We start from the raw sequence: 19496 nt of genomic DNA, 5'->3' as shown, positions 1-19496 counted from the left end.
GGGGTGGGCAAAATTGGATCTAAATCAATATTTAGAAGTGTTTATTGACGAGAGTAAGGAACATTTGCAAGCACTTAATCTTAATCTCCTAGAATTGGAGAAAAGCCCTACTGATTTAGGAATAATTAATAATATTTTTAGGGCTGCCCATACATTAAAAGGTATGGCCGCAACAATGGGATATTCAGACTTGGCCAACTTGACTCACATTATGGAGAATGTCTTAGATGGAATCCGTAATGAGAAAGTCCAAGTTACCTCTCAATTGCTCGATGTTGTTTTTCTTGCAGTTGATGATTTGGAAGCGATGGTTGAATCAATTGCTTCGGGAGGCGACGGAAAGAGAGATGTAAGTATGGCTATCGCCAAGCTGGAACAATTAGAAAATGGAAATCCTTCAAGCATTGAACAGGCTGCGAAAGAAATAGCAGCAACAACTTTTACTGAAAAAATACAGCCGAAAAATAAGTATGACCAATACGAAAGAACAATCATTGAACAATCACAAGAACAAGGGTTTGAATGCTTTGAATTAACTATTTCATTACGCCCGGATTGTTTACTGAAAACTGCTCGTGTCTATATGGTATTTGAAGTGTTAGAAAAATGTGGCGATGTGATTAAATCTTCCCCTTCAGTCGAGCAATTAGAAGATGAACAGTTTGATTCCGAATTTACTGTTTCAATCATTACAAAAGAACCTCTGGATGATCTGAAAATGAAGGTTATGAAGATTTCTGAGATTGACTCTGTTAATGCTGTTTCAATCAATATTTCTCAAATTGATAATGATGATCAAACAATCGATGCGATTAACCAGAATAATATTATGGAAATTAAACCAGATCAGCAAACAGCGGAATTAGTCCCATCTAAACAGCAAGCAGCGGAAAAACGCCCAGGAAAAGCGGCGGGAAGCAAAACAATAAGAGTTAATATTGAACGCTTAGATATTTTAATGAATCTATTCGAAGAGCTTGTCATTGATAGAGGACGCCTAGAACAAATCTCCGAGGAAATTGAAAACAATGATCTTGCAGAGACAGTAGAAAGAATGACAAGAATTTCTGGCGATTTACAAAATATTATTTTAAATATGAGAATGGTGCCTGTTGATACGGTATTTAATCGTTTTCCGAGAATGGTGAGACAGCTTGCGAAGGACTTAGACAAGCAGCTTGATCTGGAGATTATTGGTGCAGAAACTGAATTAGACCGTACTGTTATCGACGAAATAGGAGATCCCATTGTTCATTTATTAAGGAATGCCATTGATCATGGAATAGAAAGACCGGAAATTCGAAAAGCGAATGGAAAAGCTGAAAAAGGAATCATCCAGTTAAAGGCCTATCATAGTGGAAATCATGTGTTTATTGAGATTGAAGATGACGGGGCAGGGATAAATCGACAAAAAGTAATAGAAAAGGCGATAGCAAAAGGCATTATAACGGCGCATGAAGCAGCCGATATGTCAGATGTTGAAGCATTTGAGTTAATTATGGCACCAGGTTTTTCAACCGCAGATATTATATCTGACGTATCTGGGCGCGGTGTTGGACTTGATGTGGTGAAATCGACGATAGAATCTTTAGGGGGAATCATTTCTATTGATTCTCGTGAAGGAGAAGGTTCGGTATTTTCAATCCAATTGCCATTAACACTTTCCATTATATCAGCAATGTTGATTGAACTTGGGGATGAAAAATACGCCATTCCATTATCCTCTATTATTGAGACCGCGATTATTAAAAAGTCGGAAATTTTGCTTGCGCACAATCAACGAGTAATTGATTTCAGAGGCAGAGTTATCCCGCTTGTATCATTAAAAGAAGTATTCGATATGGACCATGATGAAGTATTAGATGAATTCATCTCAATTCTCATTGTGCGCAAGGGAGACAAAATGGCAGCACTGATGGTTGATTCTTTTATTGGTCAACAGGAAATCGTACTAAAATCGCTAGGCAATTATTTGACTGAAGTATTTGCAGTTTCTGGTGCAACTATTTTGGGAGACGGACAGGTAGCTCTAATCATTGATTGTAATGCATTAATAAAATAAGAGTTAGGAGTTGAGTGAAAATGAAAAAAGCAGCTGCTCCCGATCGGAAAGTAATTGTTTTTCAGCTTAGTGGCAAAGAGTATTCGATTTCTGTCGAAGAGGTAACCGCAATTGAAAAAATGCAGCACATCACGAGAGTTCCTAATGTCCCTGCGTTTATTAAGGGTGTAATTAACTTGCGTGGCGTAATTATTCCGATCATTGATTTAAAAAGACGTTTTGACTTAGGTGATGCTGAGTATACACATAGTACGAGAATAATTATTGTCTCATTTAACGAATTGGAAGTAGGATTTATTGTTGATTCTGCCAATGATGTATTAGATATTCCTGAAAGTGCAATTGAGCCACGCCCTGACAGTGTAGGAACATCAGAAGCGGAGTATATTAACGGAGTAGCCAATCTTGAGAGCCGGCTTCTTATCCTATTAAGTATGGAGAATATTTTAAAACCCGCTATTTTAAGGAATGTTGATCATGGGGCTTGAAAAACAAATTACCCCCCTTCATTTAGACGTGTTAAAAGAAATTGGAAATATCGGGGCAGGGAACGCAGCGACAGCGCTTTCTATTTTAGTAGACAAGAAAATTGATATGAAAGTCCCCACAGTCAGAATTATTACTTTTGATGAAATGCTAGATTTGACTGGAGGCCATGACAATATTGTAACAGCTGTTTTTCTAAGAGTGGAAGGCGATGTATCGGGAAGTATATTCTTTATCCTCCCATTGGATCAAGCGACGCGTTACGTCCAACAGCTGACAGGTGATTTATCATTTTCCTTTTCCGAGCCTCCTTATTCTGAGTTTGGGCTTTCTGCAATGCAAGAATTGGGAAATATCTTAACAGGATCATATTTGACTTCTCTTTCGGATTTTACCGGTCTCGATCTATACCCATCTGTTCCATCGATTAGTGTGGATATGGCGGGTGCAATTATTAGCTTCGGTCTCATCGAACTCTCACATACTGAAGATTTCGCCATTGTCATTGACACGGCATTAGATGAAAATGGTCAGAAAGAATCGGAAACTGTGAAGGGACACTTTTTCTTTTTGCCTGATCCCGATTCATTTTCCGTGATTTTTAAGACGCTGGGAGTAGGAATGAATGATTAAGACTGTAGTCAGAGTAGGGATTGCTGACATGAAAATAGTGAGAGCACCTGGCACCATCCGTACCTCTGGCCTGGGATCATGTGTAGGTGTCATTCTTTATGACAGTAAGATGAAAATAGCTGGCCTGGCACATATCATGCTTCCTGATTCTTCACTGGCCAGAGAAAAAAAGTCGATTAATACAGCCAAGTTTGCAGATACAGCCCTGATCGCATTACAAAAAGAAATGGCAGCAATGGGAGCAAAGAGCCTGAAAGCAAAAATTTCGGGTGGAGCCCAAATGTTTCAATTTACATCTCAAAATGATCAGATGAGGATCGGCCCCCGTAATATAGATGCAGTAAAAAGAGAGTTACAAGCTTTGGGAATTCAACTTGTGGCAGAAGATACCGGAGGAAATAGCGGCAGAACAATTGAATTCGATCCAGAAACATGTGTGCTGGAAATTAGAACTGTTTATCAGGATCCGATAGAAATTTGAATCAGCATTCAAAAAAAGCTTGTAGCTGTGAGGAGGAGATAGGATGTCAAACTCACCACCGATAGAAGAACAAGAATATTGGGAACTTTGGACGAGTTCCCGTGATGCTGATGCAGGAAATATATTAGTAAAAAAATACATGCCATTAGTAAGTTATCATGTTCAACGTATAGCAGTAGGACTTCCACGGAATGTGAGCAGAGAGGAACTGAAAAGTTTAGGATTAGTTGGTCTTTTAGATGCATTAAATAAATTTGATATTAGTCGCGATTTGAAATTTGATACATATGCATCTTTTCGAATAAGAGGCGCCATCATCGATGGATTACGCAAAGAAGACTGGCTTCCAAGGAGCACAAGAGAAAAGGTGAAAAAAATAGAAGCGACTTCTAATCAGCTTGAACAACGATTAATGCGTCATGCATCAACAGCAGAAATTGCAGCTGAAAGTGGTTTTTCTGAAGATGAAGTATGCAAAACTTTAAATGAGTATTTCTTTTCCAGCGTTCTTTCAATGGATGAACACATACAGGATCATGAAGAAAGTGAATCTGGTTCGCATGTAATAAAGGATGAAGAAACTCCTACCCCAGAGGAGCAGTTAGTAAAGAATGAATGGCTTAAAGAACTTACAATAGCAATTACAAGGCTAAATGAAAATGAGCAGCTTGTGTTAAGTTTATTTTACAAAGAAGAATTAACCTTTACAGAGATAGGTGAAATTATTCAACTATCCACATCAAGAATTTCTCAAATTCATTCGAAAGCCCTTTTTAAACTACGAAGCTTTTTATTAAAACAAACCCCTTGAATGGAGGATGAAGTTGACAGGAACACTAATCTTTCTATTATTTATGTTTAACATCCTCTTGACATTAGCTGTGGTCCTTCTGTACCTTCGGCAAAATCGATTTGTAGAAATAGAAAAAAAACAGCGCAAAATGCAGGCTGAATCAGAAGAATTATTAACAGGATTTTTGATGGAAATAAAAGAAGAGAACGAACAATTTATTTCAAAAGTATCCAAGATGAAAGAAGAAGAGGATTTATTTCAACAGGAGCTAAACACAGCTCAGCAATCTATTAAAGATGTTAAACATGAATCACATATATCAGCCGAAGCATATGCCAGGCTACTTGCAGCACGTGTGTACCAAACAGACGAGGTTGATAGCAGAAGCGACCTTCAACAATCAATGAACGATCCAGCGGATGCTGAAGAAGAAGCTTTAGATGAAAAAAGCTTCTCCGAACAAGTAAACTACTTAACAAAACAAGGGCTGTCAGAGGAAGAAATAGCAAAAGTATTAAAAAAAGGTAAAAAAGAGGTCGAATTACTTCTAAAGTTTCGAGGAGAGGGCAATTAACACTTGATAATGCTTTTTTTTTATGATATATTGTGTGATGGTGTTAATACACACGTTCCGTGATTTTGTAGCATGGTGCTGTTCATTCAACAGTTTGCTCAAAATATGAGCGGGGCGGAGGATAAAACAAAACCGAGGAGGAAACACAAATGTCAGTAATTTCAATGAAGCAATTGCTTGAAGCTGGTGTACACTTTGGACACCAAACACGCCGTTGGAACCCGAAAATGAAAAAATACATTTTTACGGAGCGTAACGGTATTTATATCATCGACCTTCAAAAAACAGTTAAAAAGGTTGAAGAAGCTTATAATTTCATGAGAGAGCTTGGAGAAAACAACGGAAAAGTTCTTTTCGTAGGTACAAAAAAACAAGCCCAAGAATCAGTTAAAGATGAAGCAGAGCGTGCAGGTCACTATTATGTGAACCATCGCTGGTTAGGCGGAACTTTGACTAACTTTGAAACTATTCAAAAAAGAATTGAACGCTTAAAAGCAATTGAAAAAATGGAAGAAGATGGTACTTTCGATGTACTTCCTAAGAAAGAAGTTGTGATGCTGAAGAAAGAGCACGAGCGACTTGTTAAATTCTTAGGCGGCATTAAAGACATGAAAGGTCTTCCTGATGCAATGTTTATTATTGATCCGCGCAAAGAAAGAATTGCTGTTGCTGAAGCACGTAAATTGAATATTCCGATTGTCGGCATTGTTGATACAAACTGCGACCCGGATGAAATCGATGTTGTTATCCCAGCAAACGATGATGCAATCCGCGCTGTGAAATTATTAACTTCCAAAATGGCTGATGCACTATTGGAAGCTAAACATGAAGAAGAAGCAGAAGAAGCAGCTGAAACTGCAAACGTCTAATATATAAAAGCTGCAGCATTTTTTTGATAGAGCTGTATCGTTACGATGAAAGGTGATGAGAGTGATAGACACTTATCACCTTTTTTCAAACAATTATTTATTTGGACAAGAGAGTACAAGGAGGAATATTCTTATGGCAATTACTGCACAAATGGTTAAAGAACTTCGCGAGAAAACTGGCGCTGGTATGATGGACTGTAAAAAAGCATTGACTGAAACAAACGGAGATATGGAAAAAGCAATTGACTTTCTTCGTGAAAAGGGCATTGCTTCAGCTGCCAAGAAAGCTGATCGCATTGCTGCAGAAGGCTCAACTTTTATATTGAGCGAAGGCAATGATGCAGTTATTCTTGAAGTGAATGCTGAAACAGATTTCGTTGCAAAGAACGAGAACTTCCAAATTCTTGTAAAAGAATTGGCGGAACATTTGCTAGCGAACAAACCAGCAACAGTAGAAGAAGCTCTTGAGCAAAACATGAAAAATGGCCAATCTGTAGGCGAATATGTAAACGAAGCGATTGCTAAAATCGGTGAAAAAATCACTTTGCGTCGCTTTGAAATAAAAACAAAAACGGATAACGGTGCATTTGGTGAATACTTGCATATGGGCGGTCGAATTGCAGTTCTAACTGTAGTAGAAGGCACAACTGATGCAAGTGTTGCTAAAGATGTAGCTATGCATATTGCTGCACTTAACCCGAAATATGTTTCTCGCGACGAAGTATCTGCTGAAGAAACTGAACACGAGCGCCAAGTATTAACACAACAAGCCTTAAATGAAGGCAAGCCAGAAAAAATCGTAGCAAAAATGGTAGAGGGACGTCTTGGTAAATTCTTTGAAGAAATTTGCTTGTTAGATCAGTCTTTCGTGAAAAATCCTGATCAAAAAGTTCGTCAATTTGTTGAAGCAAGTGGCGCTCAAGTTATCGGATTTATCCGCTATGAAGTTGGAGAAGGCCTAGAAAAACGCCAAGAAAACTTTGCTGAAGAAGTAATGAACCAAGTTAAAAAATAAGTAATACTTATAATCTTTACAATCCAATAGGGAACACATTGTGTTCCCTATTTTACAAAAGATGATTAAATACATATTAAGTAATTGCATTGGAGGTTCATATGAGCAACCCAAAATATAAAAGAGTTGTACTTAAACTTAGTGGTGAAGCATTGGCAGGAACTGAAGGCTTTGGCATCAACCCGTCTGTGATCAAATCGATTGCTGAACAAGTTAAAGAAGTTGCTGAGCTAGGTGTTGAAGTGGCCGTTGTTGTTGGCGGTGGAAATATTTGGCGTGGTAAAGTAGGAAGCGAAATGGGAATGGACAGAGCAACAGCCGATTATATGGGCATGCTTGCAACTGTTATGAATTCCCTCGCGCTGCAAGATAGTTTAGAACAACTTGGAATTGAAACGCGAGTTCAAACTTCTATTGATATGCGCCAAGTAGCGGAGCCTTACATCAGAAGGAGAGCTATTCGTCATTTAGAAAAGGGCCGCGTCGTTATTTTTGCTGCCGGGACAGGAAATCCATATTTTTCTACAGATACAACGGCAGCGCTGAGAGCAGCCGAAATTGAAGCAGAAGTAATTCTTATGGCGAAAAACAATGTAGATGGCGTATATAATGCAGATCCGAAGTTAGACAAAAATGCAGTGAAATATGAACAACTATCGTACTTAGATGTTTTAAAAGAAGGATTAGGCGTAATGGATTCCACAGCATCGTCTTTATGTATGGATAACGACATCCCATTAATCGTGTTTTCATTCAATAAAAAAGGAAATGTAAAACGTGCAGTAATGGGTGAACAAATTGGAACATTAGTGAGGGGGAAGGAATAATGGCAAACCAAGTGATTTCCGCAACAAAAGATAAAATGGAAAAAGCTATTCAAGTTTATAGCCGTGAGCTTGCAAGTATTCGTGCAGGTCGTGCAAGTTCTGCGCTTCTCGATAAAATCTCTGTAGATTATTATGGAGCTCCAACTCCGATTAACCAAATGGCGTCAATTTCAGTCCCTGAAGCGAGGCTGCTTGTTATTCAGCCATATGATAAAACAATTTTAGGTGACATTGAAAAAGCTATAATGAAATCTGATCTCGGATTGACTCCGACAAATGATGGATCATTAATTAGAATATCGATTCCACAACTAACAGAGGAACGACGTAAAGACCTTGTAAAAGTTGTCAGAAAAGAAGCTGAGGATGCAAAGGTAGCCATTCGAAATATTCGCAGAGACGGCAATGATGATTTGAAGAAGCTAGAAAAAAACGGTGAAATTACTGAAGACGATTTACGTGGATATTCCGATGATATTCAAAAGCTTACGGATGAAAACATTAAAAAAATCGACGAAATCACTAAAGATAAAGAGCAAGAGATTTTAGCTGTTTAACACCGTTTGGCGAGAGCATATGTTTTAGAACGGCTCCCTTCATATGAGGGGAGTTTTTTTATGGAATAATTAATACATTTATGAATACTATCCAAACAGAAATTTTTTCTTTATAATAGAAATGACTGTTTCATTAAATGTTTGCAGTACATTTAAGGCTGAACAAGGCGCTTGTGCTTTACTTATGTTAAGATAGGCTTTGGTACAGAGGGAAGCAACTCTGATGGAGGACACTTTCATGCTAAAAAAAATGAGATTATGGAAAACTTCCAAGGGAAAACCAGCGATTGAAGATACGGTGGATCGGATATTAAAGCAACCAGTCCCAGGGCATATAGCCATTATTATGGATGGGAATGGCAGATGGGCAAAAAAACGGGCCCTTCCGCGAATCGCGGGACACCATGAAGGAATGAAAACCGTAAAGAAAATCACGATGCTGGCTAATCGATTGAACGTAAAAACGTTAACTCTTTATGCGTTTTCCACAGAGAACTGGAAGCGTCCAAAACAAGAGGTTGATTATTTAATGGGACTGCCTGAAGAATTTCTCGGAAGTTTTTTACCTGAACTTATCCAAGAAAATGTAAAAGTCTGTATGATAGGCTATCCCGACCAACTTCCAGTCAGCACGAGGAAAGCCGTCGAACGAGCAATGGAAAAAACGGCAGAAAATTCGGGTCTTATCTTAAATTTCGCTTTAAACTATGGAAGTCGCGCAGAAATCATCGATGCTGTTAAGGAACTTACTAATGATGTTCAAAAAGGCGTGCTATCTGTAAAAGATATTGATGACGATTGCTTTTCCAATTATTTGATGACAAAACAGATCGAGGATCCTGATTTATTGATCCGCACAAGTGGTGAGCTGCGTCTAAGTAATTTCATGTTATGGCAGTTAGCCTATACAGAACTTTGGTTTACAAATGTACTGTGGCCGGATTTTTCTGAAGGACATCTGCTAGAAGCAGTTGAAGCCTATCAACGTCGATCGAGGCGTTATGGAGGGCTTCATGGCGAGGAGAGTGAAAAATGAAACAACGAATCATCACAGCAGCCATTCTAATTGCTGTGTTTTTACCAATAGCTATATTGGGCGGTGTCCCATTTTTAATTTTAACTTATGCGATGGCGACGATTGGATTGTATGAGCTTTTTCAAATGCGAAAGCTTAAATTAGCATCTATGCATGGACTAATTGCAATTATATTACTTTGGGTTTTTCTTTTGCCAAACAAGTATTTTGAAGTAATTAATGTGACTGAGCTATCAAAAATAGAATTGGCTTTTGCAGCAGTTTTGATCTTTTTGTCCTACACTGTCATTAGGAAAAATCAATTTACGTTTGAGGATGCTGGCTTTACTCTCCTTTCGGTATTGTATGTAGGGATAGGTTTCTATTATTTTGTTCAGACACGTGATGCTGGACTTATCTATCTTTTTTATGCATTATTTGTTGTTTGGGTCACGGACTCAGGCGCATATTTTATTGGAAGAAAATTCGGGAAGCGAAAACTTTGGCCGGATATCAGCCCTAATAAAACAGTAGAAGGTTTTTTCGGCGGCATTATTTCCGCACTAGCCGTTGCGGTATTATTTGCTCTGTTCTCTGATATTCAAATTTCATTTGTCAAGTTAATTTTAATGACGATTATCCTCTCAATTTTTGGCCAGATGGGAGATTTAGCGGAATCGGCATTAAAACGCCACTATGGAGTGAAAGATTCAGGTAATCTTTTCCCTGGACATGGCGGCATTCTTGATCGGTGCGATAGCTGGCTATTTGTTTTGCCGCTGCTGAATTTCTTACATATCTTACATTGATTATTCAGCAAGGAGAGAAAAGAATGAAGTATATAAGTTTGCTTGGGGCTACAGGCTCAATTGGTTTACAAACGCTCGATGTCATCAGGGAAAAGCCTGAACAGTTCAAGCTTCTTGCTATTTCTGCAGGAAAGAATATCGAGCTTGTCAGAAAAATCATTAATGAATTCTCTCCGGAACTTGTGTCCGTTCAACTAAAAGGAGATTGCGAAAAATTAAAAACTGAGTATCCGAGTGGCATAAAGTTTACATATGGAACTGATGGTCTATCGGAGGTGGCAGTTCACGAAAAATCCAATATCCTTCTTAATGCTGTAATGGGAAGTGTAGGGCTTCATCCCACATTGCAGGCCATTAAAGCAAAAAAAACGATAGCACTGGCAAATAAAGAAACACTCGTTACTGCCGGACATATTGTAATGGCCGCTGCTAAGGAGAATAATGTAAGTATTTTACCAGTAGATAGTGAACATTCTGCTATTTTTCAATGCCTTCAAGGTGAGCAGCACAAAAATGTGAACCGGTTGATTGTAACTGCTTCAGGTGGAAGCTTTCGGGATTTGACACGTGAAGAATTACGTTTTGTGACTGTGGATCAAGCTTTAAATCATCCAAATTGGTCGATGGGCTCCAAAATTACAATTGACTCTGCTACAATGATGAACAAGGGACTAGAAGTTATTGAGGCACACTGGCTCTTTAACTTGCCGTATGAGAAAATTGATGTGCTTTTGCATCGCGAAAGCATTATTCATTCAATGGTTGAATATCATGACAGCAGTGTGATTGCTCAACTTGGTAGCCCAGATATGAGAGTTCCTATTCAGTATGCACTATCGTATCCGGACAGGCTGTATTATGAAACGGAAAGCTTAAACCTTGCCAAAATTCGTAAGCTTCATTTTGAGGATATGGATTTCCAGAGATTCCGATGCTTACAATTTGCATATGAAGCCGGCAAAGTTGGCGGAACAATGCCAACTGTTTTGAATGCAGCGAACGAGGCGGCTGTCAGTGCATTTCTTTTAGGGGAAATATCGTTCCTAGATATAGAGGAGTTGATTGAAAAAGCTCTCGTCCGACATAATAACATTGAAAACCCAGATCTAGATGCCATCCAAGAAGTCGATATAGAAACGAGAAAATATGTTAACTCACTCTTTTAATAAAGGTGGTCATTTATTTTGAATACTGTTATATCCTTTATCATCATTTTCGGTGCGCTTGTCTTTTTCCATGAGTTTGGACATTTTATTTTTGCTAAGCGTGCAGGGATACTAGTAAGGGAATTTGCAATTGGATTTGGCCCGAAAATTTTTTCTTATTCAAAAGATGAAACAACGTATACGATCCGCCTCCTTCCAATCGGAGGATTTGTAAGAATGGCGGGTGAGGATCCTGAAATGGCAGAGATTAAGCCAGGCCATAGGGTTGCACTCGTGTTCGATGAAGATAACATAGTTAAAAAGATTATTTTAAATGGTAAAGATCGCTATCCGAATGCAAGAACAGTTGAAGTTGAAAAAGCTGATTTGGAACACCAACTTTTTATTCAAGGCTATGAAGATGGTGAAGACGAAGTTCTTCAAACATTTAAGATTTCTAGGGAAGCAGTCATCATTGAAGATCAAGCACAAACACAGATTGCCCCTTGGGATCGCCAGTTTGCATCAAAAAAATTGAGTGCTAGAGCAATGACGATATTTGCAGGTCCAATGATGAACTTTATCTTGGCAATTGTCGTTTTTACCATCATTGGGAGCATTCAAGGGGTCCCTGTAAACGATCCGGTACTCGGTAAAATTTCACCAGATGGTGCTGCACAGGAAGCGGGATTGCATCAGGGCGATGATATACTTAGTATTGATGGATCGGAAGTAGCTAATTTTGATGATATAACAGAAATCGTCAGGGCCCATCCCGAAGAAGAGCTTATTTTTACCGTTGAACGTAATAAACAAACAATTGATATCCCAGTGACTCCTAAAAGACATGTAGCTGAGGAGGGGGAATTCGGATTGATTGGTGTTCAGTCTCCAATGGATAAATCTTTTGTTAAGGTTTCGACAAACGGATTCAAGGAAACTTACCATTGGACGGTAGAGATTATTAGACTTCTCGGAAAGTTGGTTACCGGCCAATTTTCAATTGATATGCTTGCGGGGCCGGTTGGAATTTATGTATCGACTGAAACAGTAGCCAAGGCAGGTATTCTTTACTTAATGAAATGGGCTGGATTACTTAGTATCAATTTAGGTATTATGAATTTGCTCCCTATCCCCGCGCTGGATGGAGGACGCCTACTGTTTTTCGGCGTTGAAGCTCTTAGAGGAAAGCCAATCGATCGTCAAAAAGAAGGCATGGTACATTTTATCGGATTTGCTCTTTTGATGTTACTTATGATTGTTGTTACATGGAATGACATACAACGTTTTTTTATAAATTGATTGCAAATTGATCTATGAAGATGGGGTGCACAGAATGAGACAAAGCATGACACTGATTCCAACACTTCGTGAGTTTCCAGCTGATGCGGATATTAAAAGCCATCAGCTATTACTCAGGGCTGGTTATATTAGACAAACGGCTAGTGGAGTATATACTTACATGCCGCTTGCAAAAAGAACATTAGATAATATTGAGAAAATCATTCGTGAAGAAATGGAAAAAGCAGGAGCAGCGGAAGTACTAATGCCTGCGCTTCAGCCAGCTGAATTATGGCAGGAATCTGGACGCTGGTATTCGTATGGTGAAGAGTTGATGCGCCTCCACGATCGCCATGGCCGGGATTTTGCACTAGGAGCTACACACGAAGAAGTTATCACCAGTTTAGTAAATGACGATGTACAATCATATAAGCGTTTGCCGCTTACGTTATTTCAAATTCAAACAAAATTTCGTGATGAACAGCGTCCTAGATTCGGATTATTACGTGGGCGTGAATTTATTATGAAAGATGCGTATTCATTCCACACATCTGCTGAAAGCCTTGATGAAGCTTACGATAAAATGTACAAGGCATATACAAATATTTTTAATAGATGCGGACTTGACTTTAGAGCTGTTCTCGCTGATTCGGGTGCCATTGGCGGCAAAGATACGCAGGAATTTATGGTATTGTCAGATATTGGCGAAGATACGATTGCCTTCTCGGATAGTTCCGATTATGCCGCTAATATTGAAATGGCTGAAGTAACGCGTAAATACGAAAAGTCTTCGGAAGCGGAAAGGGCATTAGAAAAAATAGCAACTCCTGATCAAAAAACAATCGCAGAAGTCTCTACATTTTTAAATGTTCAGCCAGAGAATTGTATAAAGTCGCTCGTCTTTAAGACTGATGATGAATATGTCATGATTCTTGTTCGAGGCGATCATGAAGTAAATGATATTAAAGTAAAGAATGAATTAAATGCAACTATTGTTGAACTTGCTGATCATGAAGAAACAGCTGCGCTTCTAAACTGTTCTGTCGGATCGCTTGGTCCAGTCGGTGTACCGGAAAAAATGAAAGTATATGCGGATCACGCTGTTGAAGCCATGGTTAATGCGGTGTGCGGTGCGAATGAAGAGGGCTTCCACCTTATTAATGTGGTTCCTGGTCGTGATTTCATTGTAGAAAAGTATGCTGACTTCCGGTTTATTATGGAAGGTGATCCATCTCCAGATGGTGAAGGTACAATTCGATTTGCTAGAGGAATTGAAGTAGGGCATATTTTTAAGCTTGGAACGACATATAGCGACGCGATGAATGCGAAGTATTTGGATGAAAACGGCAAATCTCGAAGCTATATCATGGGTTGTTATGGAATTGGGGTTTCGAGGACCCTTTCTGCGATAGCCGAGCAATTCAATGATGAAAATGGACTTGTTTGGCCAAGCAATATTGCCCCATATCATGTTCATATTGTTCCAGTCAATATGAAAGATCAAGCTCAAGTGGAACTTGCTGACGAATTATATGATCTGTTAAAAGATAATCGCTTCGAAGTATTACTTGATGACCGGGCTGAGCGTCCCGGGGTTAAATTTAAAGATTCAGATCTAATTGGCCTTCCAATCAGGATAACAGCTGGTAAAAAGTCATCTGATGGGATCGTGGAAGTAAAAGTGAGAAAAACAGGCGAGATGTTTGAAGTAGAAAAAACAGAACTTTTACAGCTGCTTCAGCAGTTACTTAAATAGTATGAGGAAAAAGGTACCTTTTAAGGTACCTTCCTTTATTCAATAAGGAAAAAGAATAATATGGTGGATGGGAGCGAGAGATGTGGCTAATAATCCCGCCGAAAAAATAGAAAGATTTCGTCTGCTGCTTCAGCAGCTTGAATTAACAGAAGACGCAGTCGTGCGATATTTTGATAACGCGAAAATCGATAAACTAATAGTTGATAGAAAAAGTAAACAATGGCAATTCTCTTTTATTTTTGAAAAACATATTCCATGCAATATATTTTCACGTTTTACAGATCATCTCAGGCGTACATTTCATCACATTGCACAAGTCACGTTTACAGTAGAAGTAATCGACCACTCCAATAGTGAGAATCTGCTGTTAGACTATTGGAATCATTGTATAAAAGAAATAGATGGAATTTCTCCTATGCTTCTTAAGCTTTTGAACGAACAAACCCCGAAAATCCACGGTAATAAAATAACGGTAAGTACAAGAAATGATACAGAGGCACAAACCCTAAAAATGAAATACGGGGAAATTATTCAAAAAATATATCAAAGCTTTGGATTTCAGCAAGTTCTCCTTGATGCAGAGGTTGCAGAACAACCCCATTCGAATGAAGATTATCAAAAGTTTCTTGAGGCAAAACAAAAAGAAGATCAAGAACGTGCAAGGCAAGCTGTTTTTGAAATGCAACAGCAAGAAGCATCCAAAGAAAATAACAATGGCATCCCTTCCGGACCGTTAACAATCGGGATAACGATAAAGAATGATGATGAAATCAAAAAACTCGAAGAAATCATCGATGAAGAGCGGCGGGTGGCAGTGGAAGGTTATATTTTTGATGCTGAGACTAGAGAACTACGTAGTGGAAGAACTCTATTGACATTTAAAATCACCGACTATACGGATTCAATTTCAGTTAAAATGTTTTCCAGAGATAAAGAGGATGCAGAAATGCTGAAAATGGTCAAAAAAGGCATGTGGGCAAGGGTTCGAGGAAGCGTGCAGAACGATACATTTGTACGAGACCTTGTCATGATGGCAAATGATATTAATGAAATTAGACCTAAAGCAAGAATGGATACGGAACCCGAGGGTGAAAAACGAGTCGAACTGCATCTTCACTCGCCTATGAGCCAAATGGATGCTGTTTCATCCATTTCAAGCCATATCGCACAAGCAAAAAAATGGGGGCATCAAGCGATCGCTATAACAGACCATGCAGTTGTCCAATCTTTTCCTGAAGCATTCAGCGCAGGCAAAAAAAATGATATTAAGATTTTGTACGGTCTTGAAGCTAATCTCGTAAACGACGGCGTACCAATTGCTTATAACAGTGTCCATCGTCTACTCGATGACGCAGAATTTGTGGTTTTTGACGTGGAAACTACTGGATTATCAGCGATATACGATACGATAATCGAACTGGCGGCAGTAAAAATCCGTGACGGTGAAGTAATCGATACGTTTGAAAGCTTTGCTAACCCACATCATCCATTATCTGCCACAACGATTGAACTGACAGGGATCACCGATGATATGGTACAAAACGCTCCTGAGGTACATGAAGCACTTCAAAAATTTTATGAGTGGACAGGGGATGCTATATTTGTTGCCCATAATGCATCTTTTGACATGGGCTTTTTGAATACGGGACTTCAAAAGATGGGATTAGGGAAATCTGAAAATCCAGTTATCGATACTTTAGAACTGGCTAGATTTCTTTATCCTCAATTTAAAAACCATCGCCTAAATACATTAGCAAAAAGATTCGACATAGAGCTCACCCAGCATCACCGAGCCATTTATGATGCCGAAGCAACCGGATATTTATTTTTGAAGATGCTGAAGGATGCAAAGGAAAAAGGAATTGAATTCCACGATCAGCTTAATGACAATATGGGAGTCGGTGACGCCTATAAACGAGCAAGGCCCAACCATTGTACATTGCTGGCCCAAAATGAAACCGGCTTGAAAAATTTATTCAAACTCGTTTCCATCTCACATATGAACTATTTTTATCGAGTCCCACGTATTCCGAGATCGGTATTGGAAAAACATAGAGAAGGGATTCTTATTGGGTCCGGGTGTGATAAGGGTGAAGTATTTGAAGCAATGATGCAAAAGGGTAGTGCTGAAGCAGAAAAGGCGGCCGAATTTTATGATTATCTCGAAGTTCATCCGAAACCTGTATATAGGCATCTCATTGAGTTAGAGCTTGTTAGGAGCGAGAAGGATCTAGAGGATATCATTAAAAATATTGCTACTATGGGCGAGAAATTAAATATTCCAGTCGTCGCAACTGGAAATGTCCATTACTTGAATGAGCAAGATAAAATTTACCGTAAAATCCTGGTTAGCTCACAAGGGGGGGCTAATCCAATGAATAGGCATGAACTGCCAGACGTTCATTTTAGGACTACTAATGAAATGCTTTCCGAGTTTTCTTTCCTAGGAGCCGAAAAAGCAAAGGAAATTGTCGTTGAAAATTCAAACGCTATTGCTAATATGATTGAAGCCATCAAACCGATTAAAGACGACTTATATACGCCGAAAATTGAAGGCTCTGAGGAAGAAATTCGATCGATGAGCTATGAAATGGCAGAGCAAATTTATGGTGAATCATTACCTGAGATCGTTGAAGCACGACTTGAAAAAGAATTGAAAAGTATTATTGGCCATGGCTTTGCCGTTATCTATTTGATTTCTCATAAACTTGTAAAAAAATCCTTGGATGATGGTTACTTAGTTGGTTCCCGGGGATCTGTCGGGTCATCGTTTGTTGCAACGATGACAGAAATTACTGAGGTTAATCCTCTTCCACCACATTATGTTTGTCCTGGGTGCAAGCATTCAGAATTTATAGCTGATGGTACGGTGGGTTCAGGCTTCGATTTACCTGATAAAACATGTCCTGAGTGCGGTGAGGAATACAAAAAAGATGGACATGATATTCCTTTTGAAACTTTCCTAGGTTTTAAGGGAGATAAAGTACCCGACATCGACCTCAATTTCTCTGGAGAATATCAGCCTCAGGCCCATAACTATACGAAAGTACTATTTGGAGAAGATTATGTTTATCGGGCTGGTACAATCGGTACAGTTGCCGAGAAGACGGCATTCGGTTATGTAAAGGGCTATGCACAAGATCACAATCTTCACCTGAGAAATGCTGAGGTAGATCGGCTTGTTCAAGGTTGTACGGGTGTAAAGAGAACAACGGGCCAGCATCCAGGTGGTATTATTGTTGTACCGGATGATATGGAAATTTACGATTTCTCGCCCATTCAATTCCCGGCTGATGACAGTGAGTCACAATGGAGGACCACACATTTTGACTTTCATTCTATTGATAATAACTTGTTAAAGCTAGATATTCTTGGCCACGATGATCCAACGGTCATAAGAATGCTACAGGACTTAAGCGGAATTGATCCGATAACAATTCCGACTGATGATTCTGAAGTAATGAAAATTTTTAGCGGGACTGAATCACTCGGTGTAACTGAAGAGCAAATTATGTGTAAGACAGGAACGTTGGGAATACCCGAATTTGGAACTAGGTTTGTAAGGCAAATGTTAGAGGATACAAAACCAACCACCTTCTCCGAGTTGGTACAGATATCGGGACTTTCTCATGGTACTGATGTTTGGCTTGGCAATGCACAGGAACTTATCCATAATGGAACATGTACACTTCCTGAAGTGATCGGTTGCCGTGATGACATTATGGTTTATCTCATTTATCAAGGGTTGGAACCGTCACTTGCCTTTAAGATTATGGAGTCTGTGCGAAAAGGAAAAGGCCTTATCCCAGAATGGGAAGAAGAAATGAGAAAAAACAAAGTGCCTGAATGGTATATCGACTCATGTAAGAAAATTAAGTACATGTTTCCGAAAGCCCATGCTACAGCTTATGTGCTTATGGCTGTCAGAATTGCCTATTTCAAGGTACATCATCCATTGTATTATTATGCTGCCTATTTTACAGTGAGAGCAGATGATTTTGATCTAGAAGCGATGGTGAGAGGATCTCAAACGCTACGTGCTCGAATTGAGGAAATTAATGCAAAAGGTCTTGAAGCCACTACTAAAGAAAAGAACTTGTTAACCGTGTTAGAGCTCTCACTTGAAATGTGCGAAAGAAAGTTTCAATTCCAAAGAGTTGACCTTTACCGATCAAGCGCATCGGAATTCCTTATTGATGGAGATACGCTGATCCCGCCATTCAACGCGATACCAGGGCTCGGAACAAATGCTGCACTTAATATCGTGAAAGCCCGGGAAGATGGAGAGTTTCTTTCGAAAGAGGATTTACAACAGCGAGGCAAAGTATCGAAAACGATTATTGAATACCTGGATAACCACGGTTGTCTAGAATCATTGCCAGATCGGAATCAATTATCGCTATTTTAAAAAACCCCAAGGCGCTTCCGCTTTTGGTTCGTCTAGCTGCAGGCGCTAGGGGCTCGAGGTCATAAGCCAGTTGCTTTCAGAAGGCAAAAGACCGCCTTCTGCTAGCCCCTGTCATATGCTTGTCGCCCCTGGGCAAGCGCCTTCCGCATTTGGTTATTTGCAATAAAAATATGACTATGGTATATTTTTAATGGAAATACTGTGAATAACTCTCTGTTGACAAAAGAGTGGGCGCCCCCCACTCTTTCGTATTGTCGCGGATAATCTGGTATATAACCATAGAAATTCTTATCCTGGAGGTTATTATGAGTAAAGTAACGGACATGGTTGAAGAACTTGTAACACCAATCTTAGATGATATGCAACTTGAGCTTGTTGATATTGAATACGTTAAAGAGGGGAAAAATTGGTTTCTCCGTTTATTTATTGACAAAGAAAACGGCGTAGACATAGAAGAGTGCGGAATTGTCAGCGAGCGATTAAGCACCCACTTAGATGAGCTTGACCCAATTCCTCACAACTATTTTTTAGAAGTCTCTTCACCAGGTGCTGAGCGCCCACTAAAGAAAGAAGCTGATTTTACTAAATCAGTTGGAAAGAACGTTAATATAAAAACATATGAGCCAATAGATGGTGAAAAAACTTTCGAAGGTAAATTGACTGATTTTCATGCAGGAATATTAACGATTGAAGTGAAAATTAAAACAAGAACAAAGACAATTGAAGTGCCTTTGGACAAAGTTGCAAAAGCAAGGTTGGCGATTGTTTTTTAAAAAGAGGCGGTT

Annotated in this window: 17 protein-coding genes; all 17 read left to right on the top strand. The window is 39.2% G+C overall.

Going from position 1 to position 19496, the window contains the following annotated elements; all coding sequences use genetic code 11:
* The first annotated feature begins 13 nt into the window (after positions 1 to 13).
* The 17 genes from KHA88_RS06705 to rimP all read left to right on the top strand — a co-directional run bounded on the left by KHA88_RS06705 (position 14) and on the right by rimP (position 19484).
* Positions 14 to 2062, top strand: coding sequence for a chemotaxis protein CheA (locus KHA88_RS06705; protein ID WP_213121654.1), 2049 nt, complete (start codon positions 14 to 16; stop codon positions 2060 to 2062).
* Positions 2063 to 2082: 20 nt separating this feature from the next.
* Positions 2083 to 2550, top strand: a complete 468-nt coding sequence (locus KHA88_RS06700; RefSeq protein ID WP_213121653.1) for a chemotaxis protein CheW — start codon at positions 2083 to 2085, stop codon at positions 2548 to 2550.
* Complete coding sequence (locus tag KHA88_RS06695) at positions 2540 to 3181, top strand: chemotaxis protein CheC (protein ID WP_213121652.1); 642 nt, start codon at positions 2540 to 2542, stop codon at positions 3179 to 3181. The genes KHA88_RS06700 and KHA88_RS06695 overlap by 11 nt, the downstream gene beginning before the upstream one ends.
* Entirely contained in the window at positions 3174 to 3662 is a 489-nt protein-coding gene (locus KHA88_RS06690) for a chemotaxis protein CheD (protein ID WP_213096662.1), read from the top strand. The genes KHA88_RS06695 and KHA88_RS06690 overlap by 8 nt, the downstream gene beginning before the upstream one ends.
* Before the next feature lie 43 nt (positions 3663 to 3705).
* Positions 3706 to 4473: a FliA/WhiG family RNA polymerase sigma factor gene (locus tag KHA88_RS06685; protein WP_213096663.1), complete on the top strand. Its 768-nt coding sequence runs from the start codon at positions 3706 to 3708 to the stop codon at positions 4471 to 4473.
* A 13-nt stretch (positions 4474 to 4486) separates the two neighbouring features.
* On the top strand, positions 4487 to 5029 hold the full coding sequence (locus KHA88_RS06680; protein WP_213121651.1) for a hypothetical protein: 543 nt from the start codon (positions 4487 to 4489) through the stop codon (positions 5027 to 5029).
* A 149-nt stretch (positions 5030 to 5178) separates the two neighbouring features.
* A complete protein-coding gene (rpsB, locus tag KHA88_RS06675; RefSeq protein ID WP_213096665.1) occupies positions 5179 to 5898 on the top strand; it encodes a 30S ribosomal protein S2 in 720 nt (239 codons plus the stop codon).
* Between the two features lie 133 nt (positions 5899 to 6031).
* Positions 6032 to 6913 (top strand): translation elongation factor Ts, encoded by an 882-nt coding sequence (gene tsf / locus KHA88_RS06670; RefSeq protein WP_213096666.1) that lies wholly within the window; start codon positions 6032 to 6034, stop codon positions 6911 to 6913.
* Positions 6914 to 7014: 101 nt separating this feature from the next.
* Complete coding sequence (pyrH, locus tag KHA88_RS06665) at positions 7015 to 7740, top strand: UMP kinase (protein ID WP_213107186.1); 726 nt, start codon at positions 7015 to 7017, stop codon at positions 7738 to 7740.
* Positions 7740 to 8297 carry a ribosome recycling factor gene (gene frr / locus KHA88_RS06660; protein WP_213096668.1) on the top strand — a complete coding sequence of 186 codons (558 nt, stop codon included), beginning with the start codon at positions 7740 to 7742 and terminating at the stop codon, positions 8295 to 8297. Before pyrH ends, frr begins: the two co-directional genes overlap by 1 nt.
* 238 nt (positions 8298 to 8535) lie before the next feature.
* Positions 8536 to 9333, top strand: coding sequence for an undecaprenyl pyrophosphate synthase (gene uppS, locus KHA88_RS06655; protein WP_213096669.1), 798 nt, complete (start codon positions 8536 to 8538; stop codon positions 9331 to 9333).
* Positions 9330 to 10121 (top strand): phosphatidate cytidylyltransferase, encoded by a 792-nt coding sequence (locus KHA88_RS06650; RefSeq protein ID WP_213096670.1) that lies wholly within the window; start codon positions 9330 to 9332, stop codon positions 10119 to 10121. Before uppS ends, KHA88_RS06650 begins: the two co-directional genes overlap by 4 nt.
* Positions 10122 to 10144: 23 nt before the next feature.
* Positions 10145 to 11287, top strand: coding sequence for a 1-deoxy-D-xylulose-5-phosphate reductoisomerase (locus KHA88_RS06645; protein WP_213096671.1), 1143 nt, complete (start codon positions 10145 to 10147; stop codon positions 11285 to 11287).
* Positions 11288 to 11305: 18 nt separating this feature from the next.
* Positions 11306 to 12568, top strand: coding sequence for an RIP metalloprotease RseP (gene rseP, locus KHA88_RS06640; RefSeq protein WP_213121650.1), 1263 nt, complete (start codon positions 11306 to 11308; stop codon positions 12566 to 12568).
* Between the two features lie 34 nt (positions 12569 to 12602).
* Positions 12603 to 14303 carry a proline--tRNA ligase gene (locus tag KHA88_RS06635; protein ID WP_213107184.1) on the top strand — a complete coding sequence of 567 codons (1701 nt, stop codon included), beginning with the start codon at positions 12603 to 12605 and terminating at the stop codon, positions 14301 to 14303.
* 82 nt (positions 14304 to 14385) lie between these two features.
* Positions 14386 to 18711: a PolC-type DNA polymerase III gene (locus KHA88_RS06630; RefSeq protein ID WP_430413695.1), complete on the top strand. Its 4326-nt coding sequence runs from the start codon at positions 14386 to 14388 to the stop codon at positions 18709 to 18711.
* A gap of 305 nt (positions 18712 to 19016) precedes the next feature.
* Positions 19017 to 19484 carry a ribosome maturation factor RimP gene (gene rimP, locus KHA88_RS06625; protein ID WP_213096675.1) on the top strand — a complete coding sequence of 156 codons (468 nt, stop codon included), beginning with the start codon at positions 19017 to 19019 and terminating at the stop codon, positions 19482 to 19484.
* The last annotated feature ends 12 nt before the right edge of the window (positions 19485 to 19496 follow it).

Source organism: Lederbergia citrea, assembly GCF_018343525.1.
Lineage (GTDB): Bacteria > Bacillota > Bacilli > Bacillales > Bacillaceae_C > Lederbergia > Lederbergia citrea.
The sequence above is the reverse complement of the archived record's forward strand: the minus strand, read 5'-3'. Positions and strand labels throughout refer to the sequence as shown.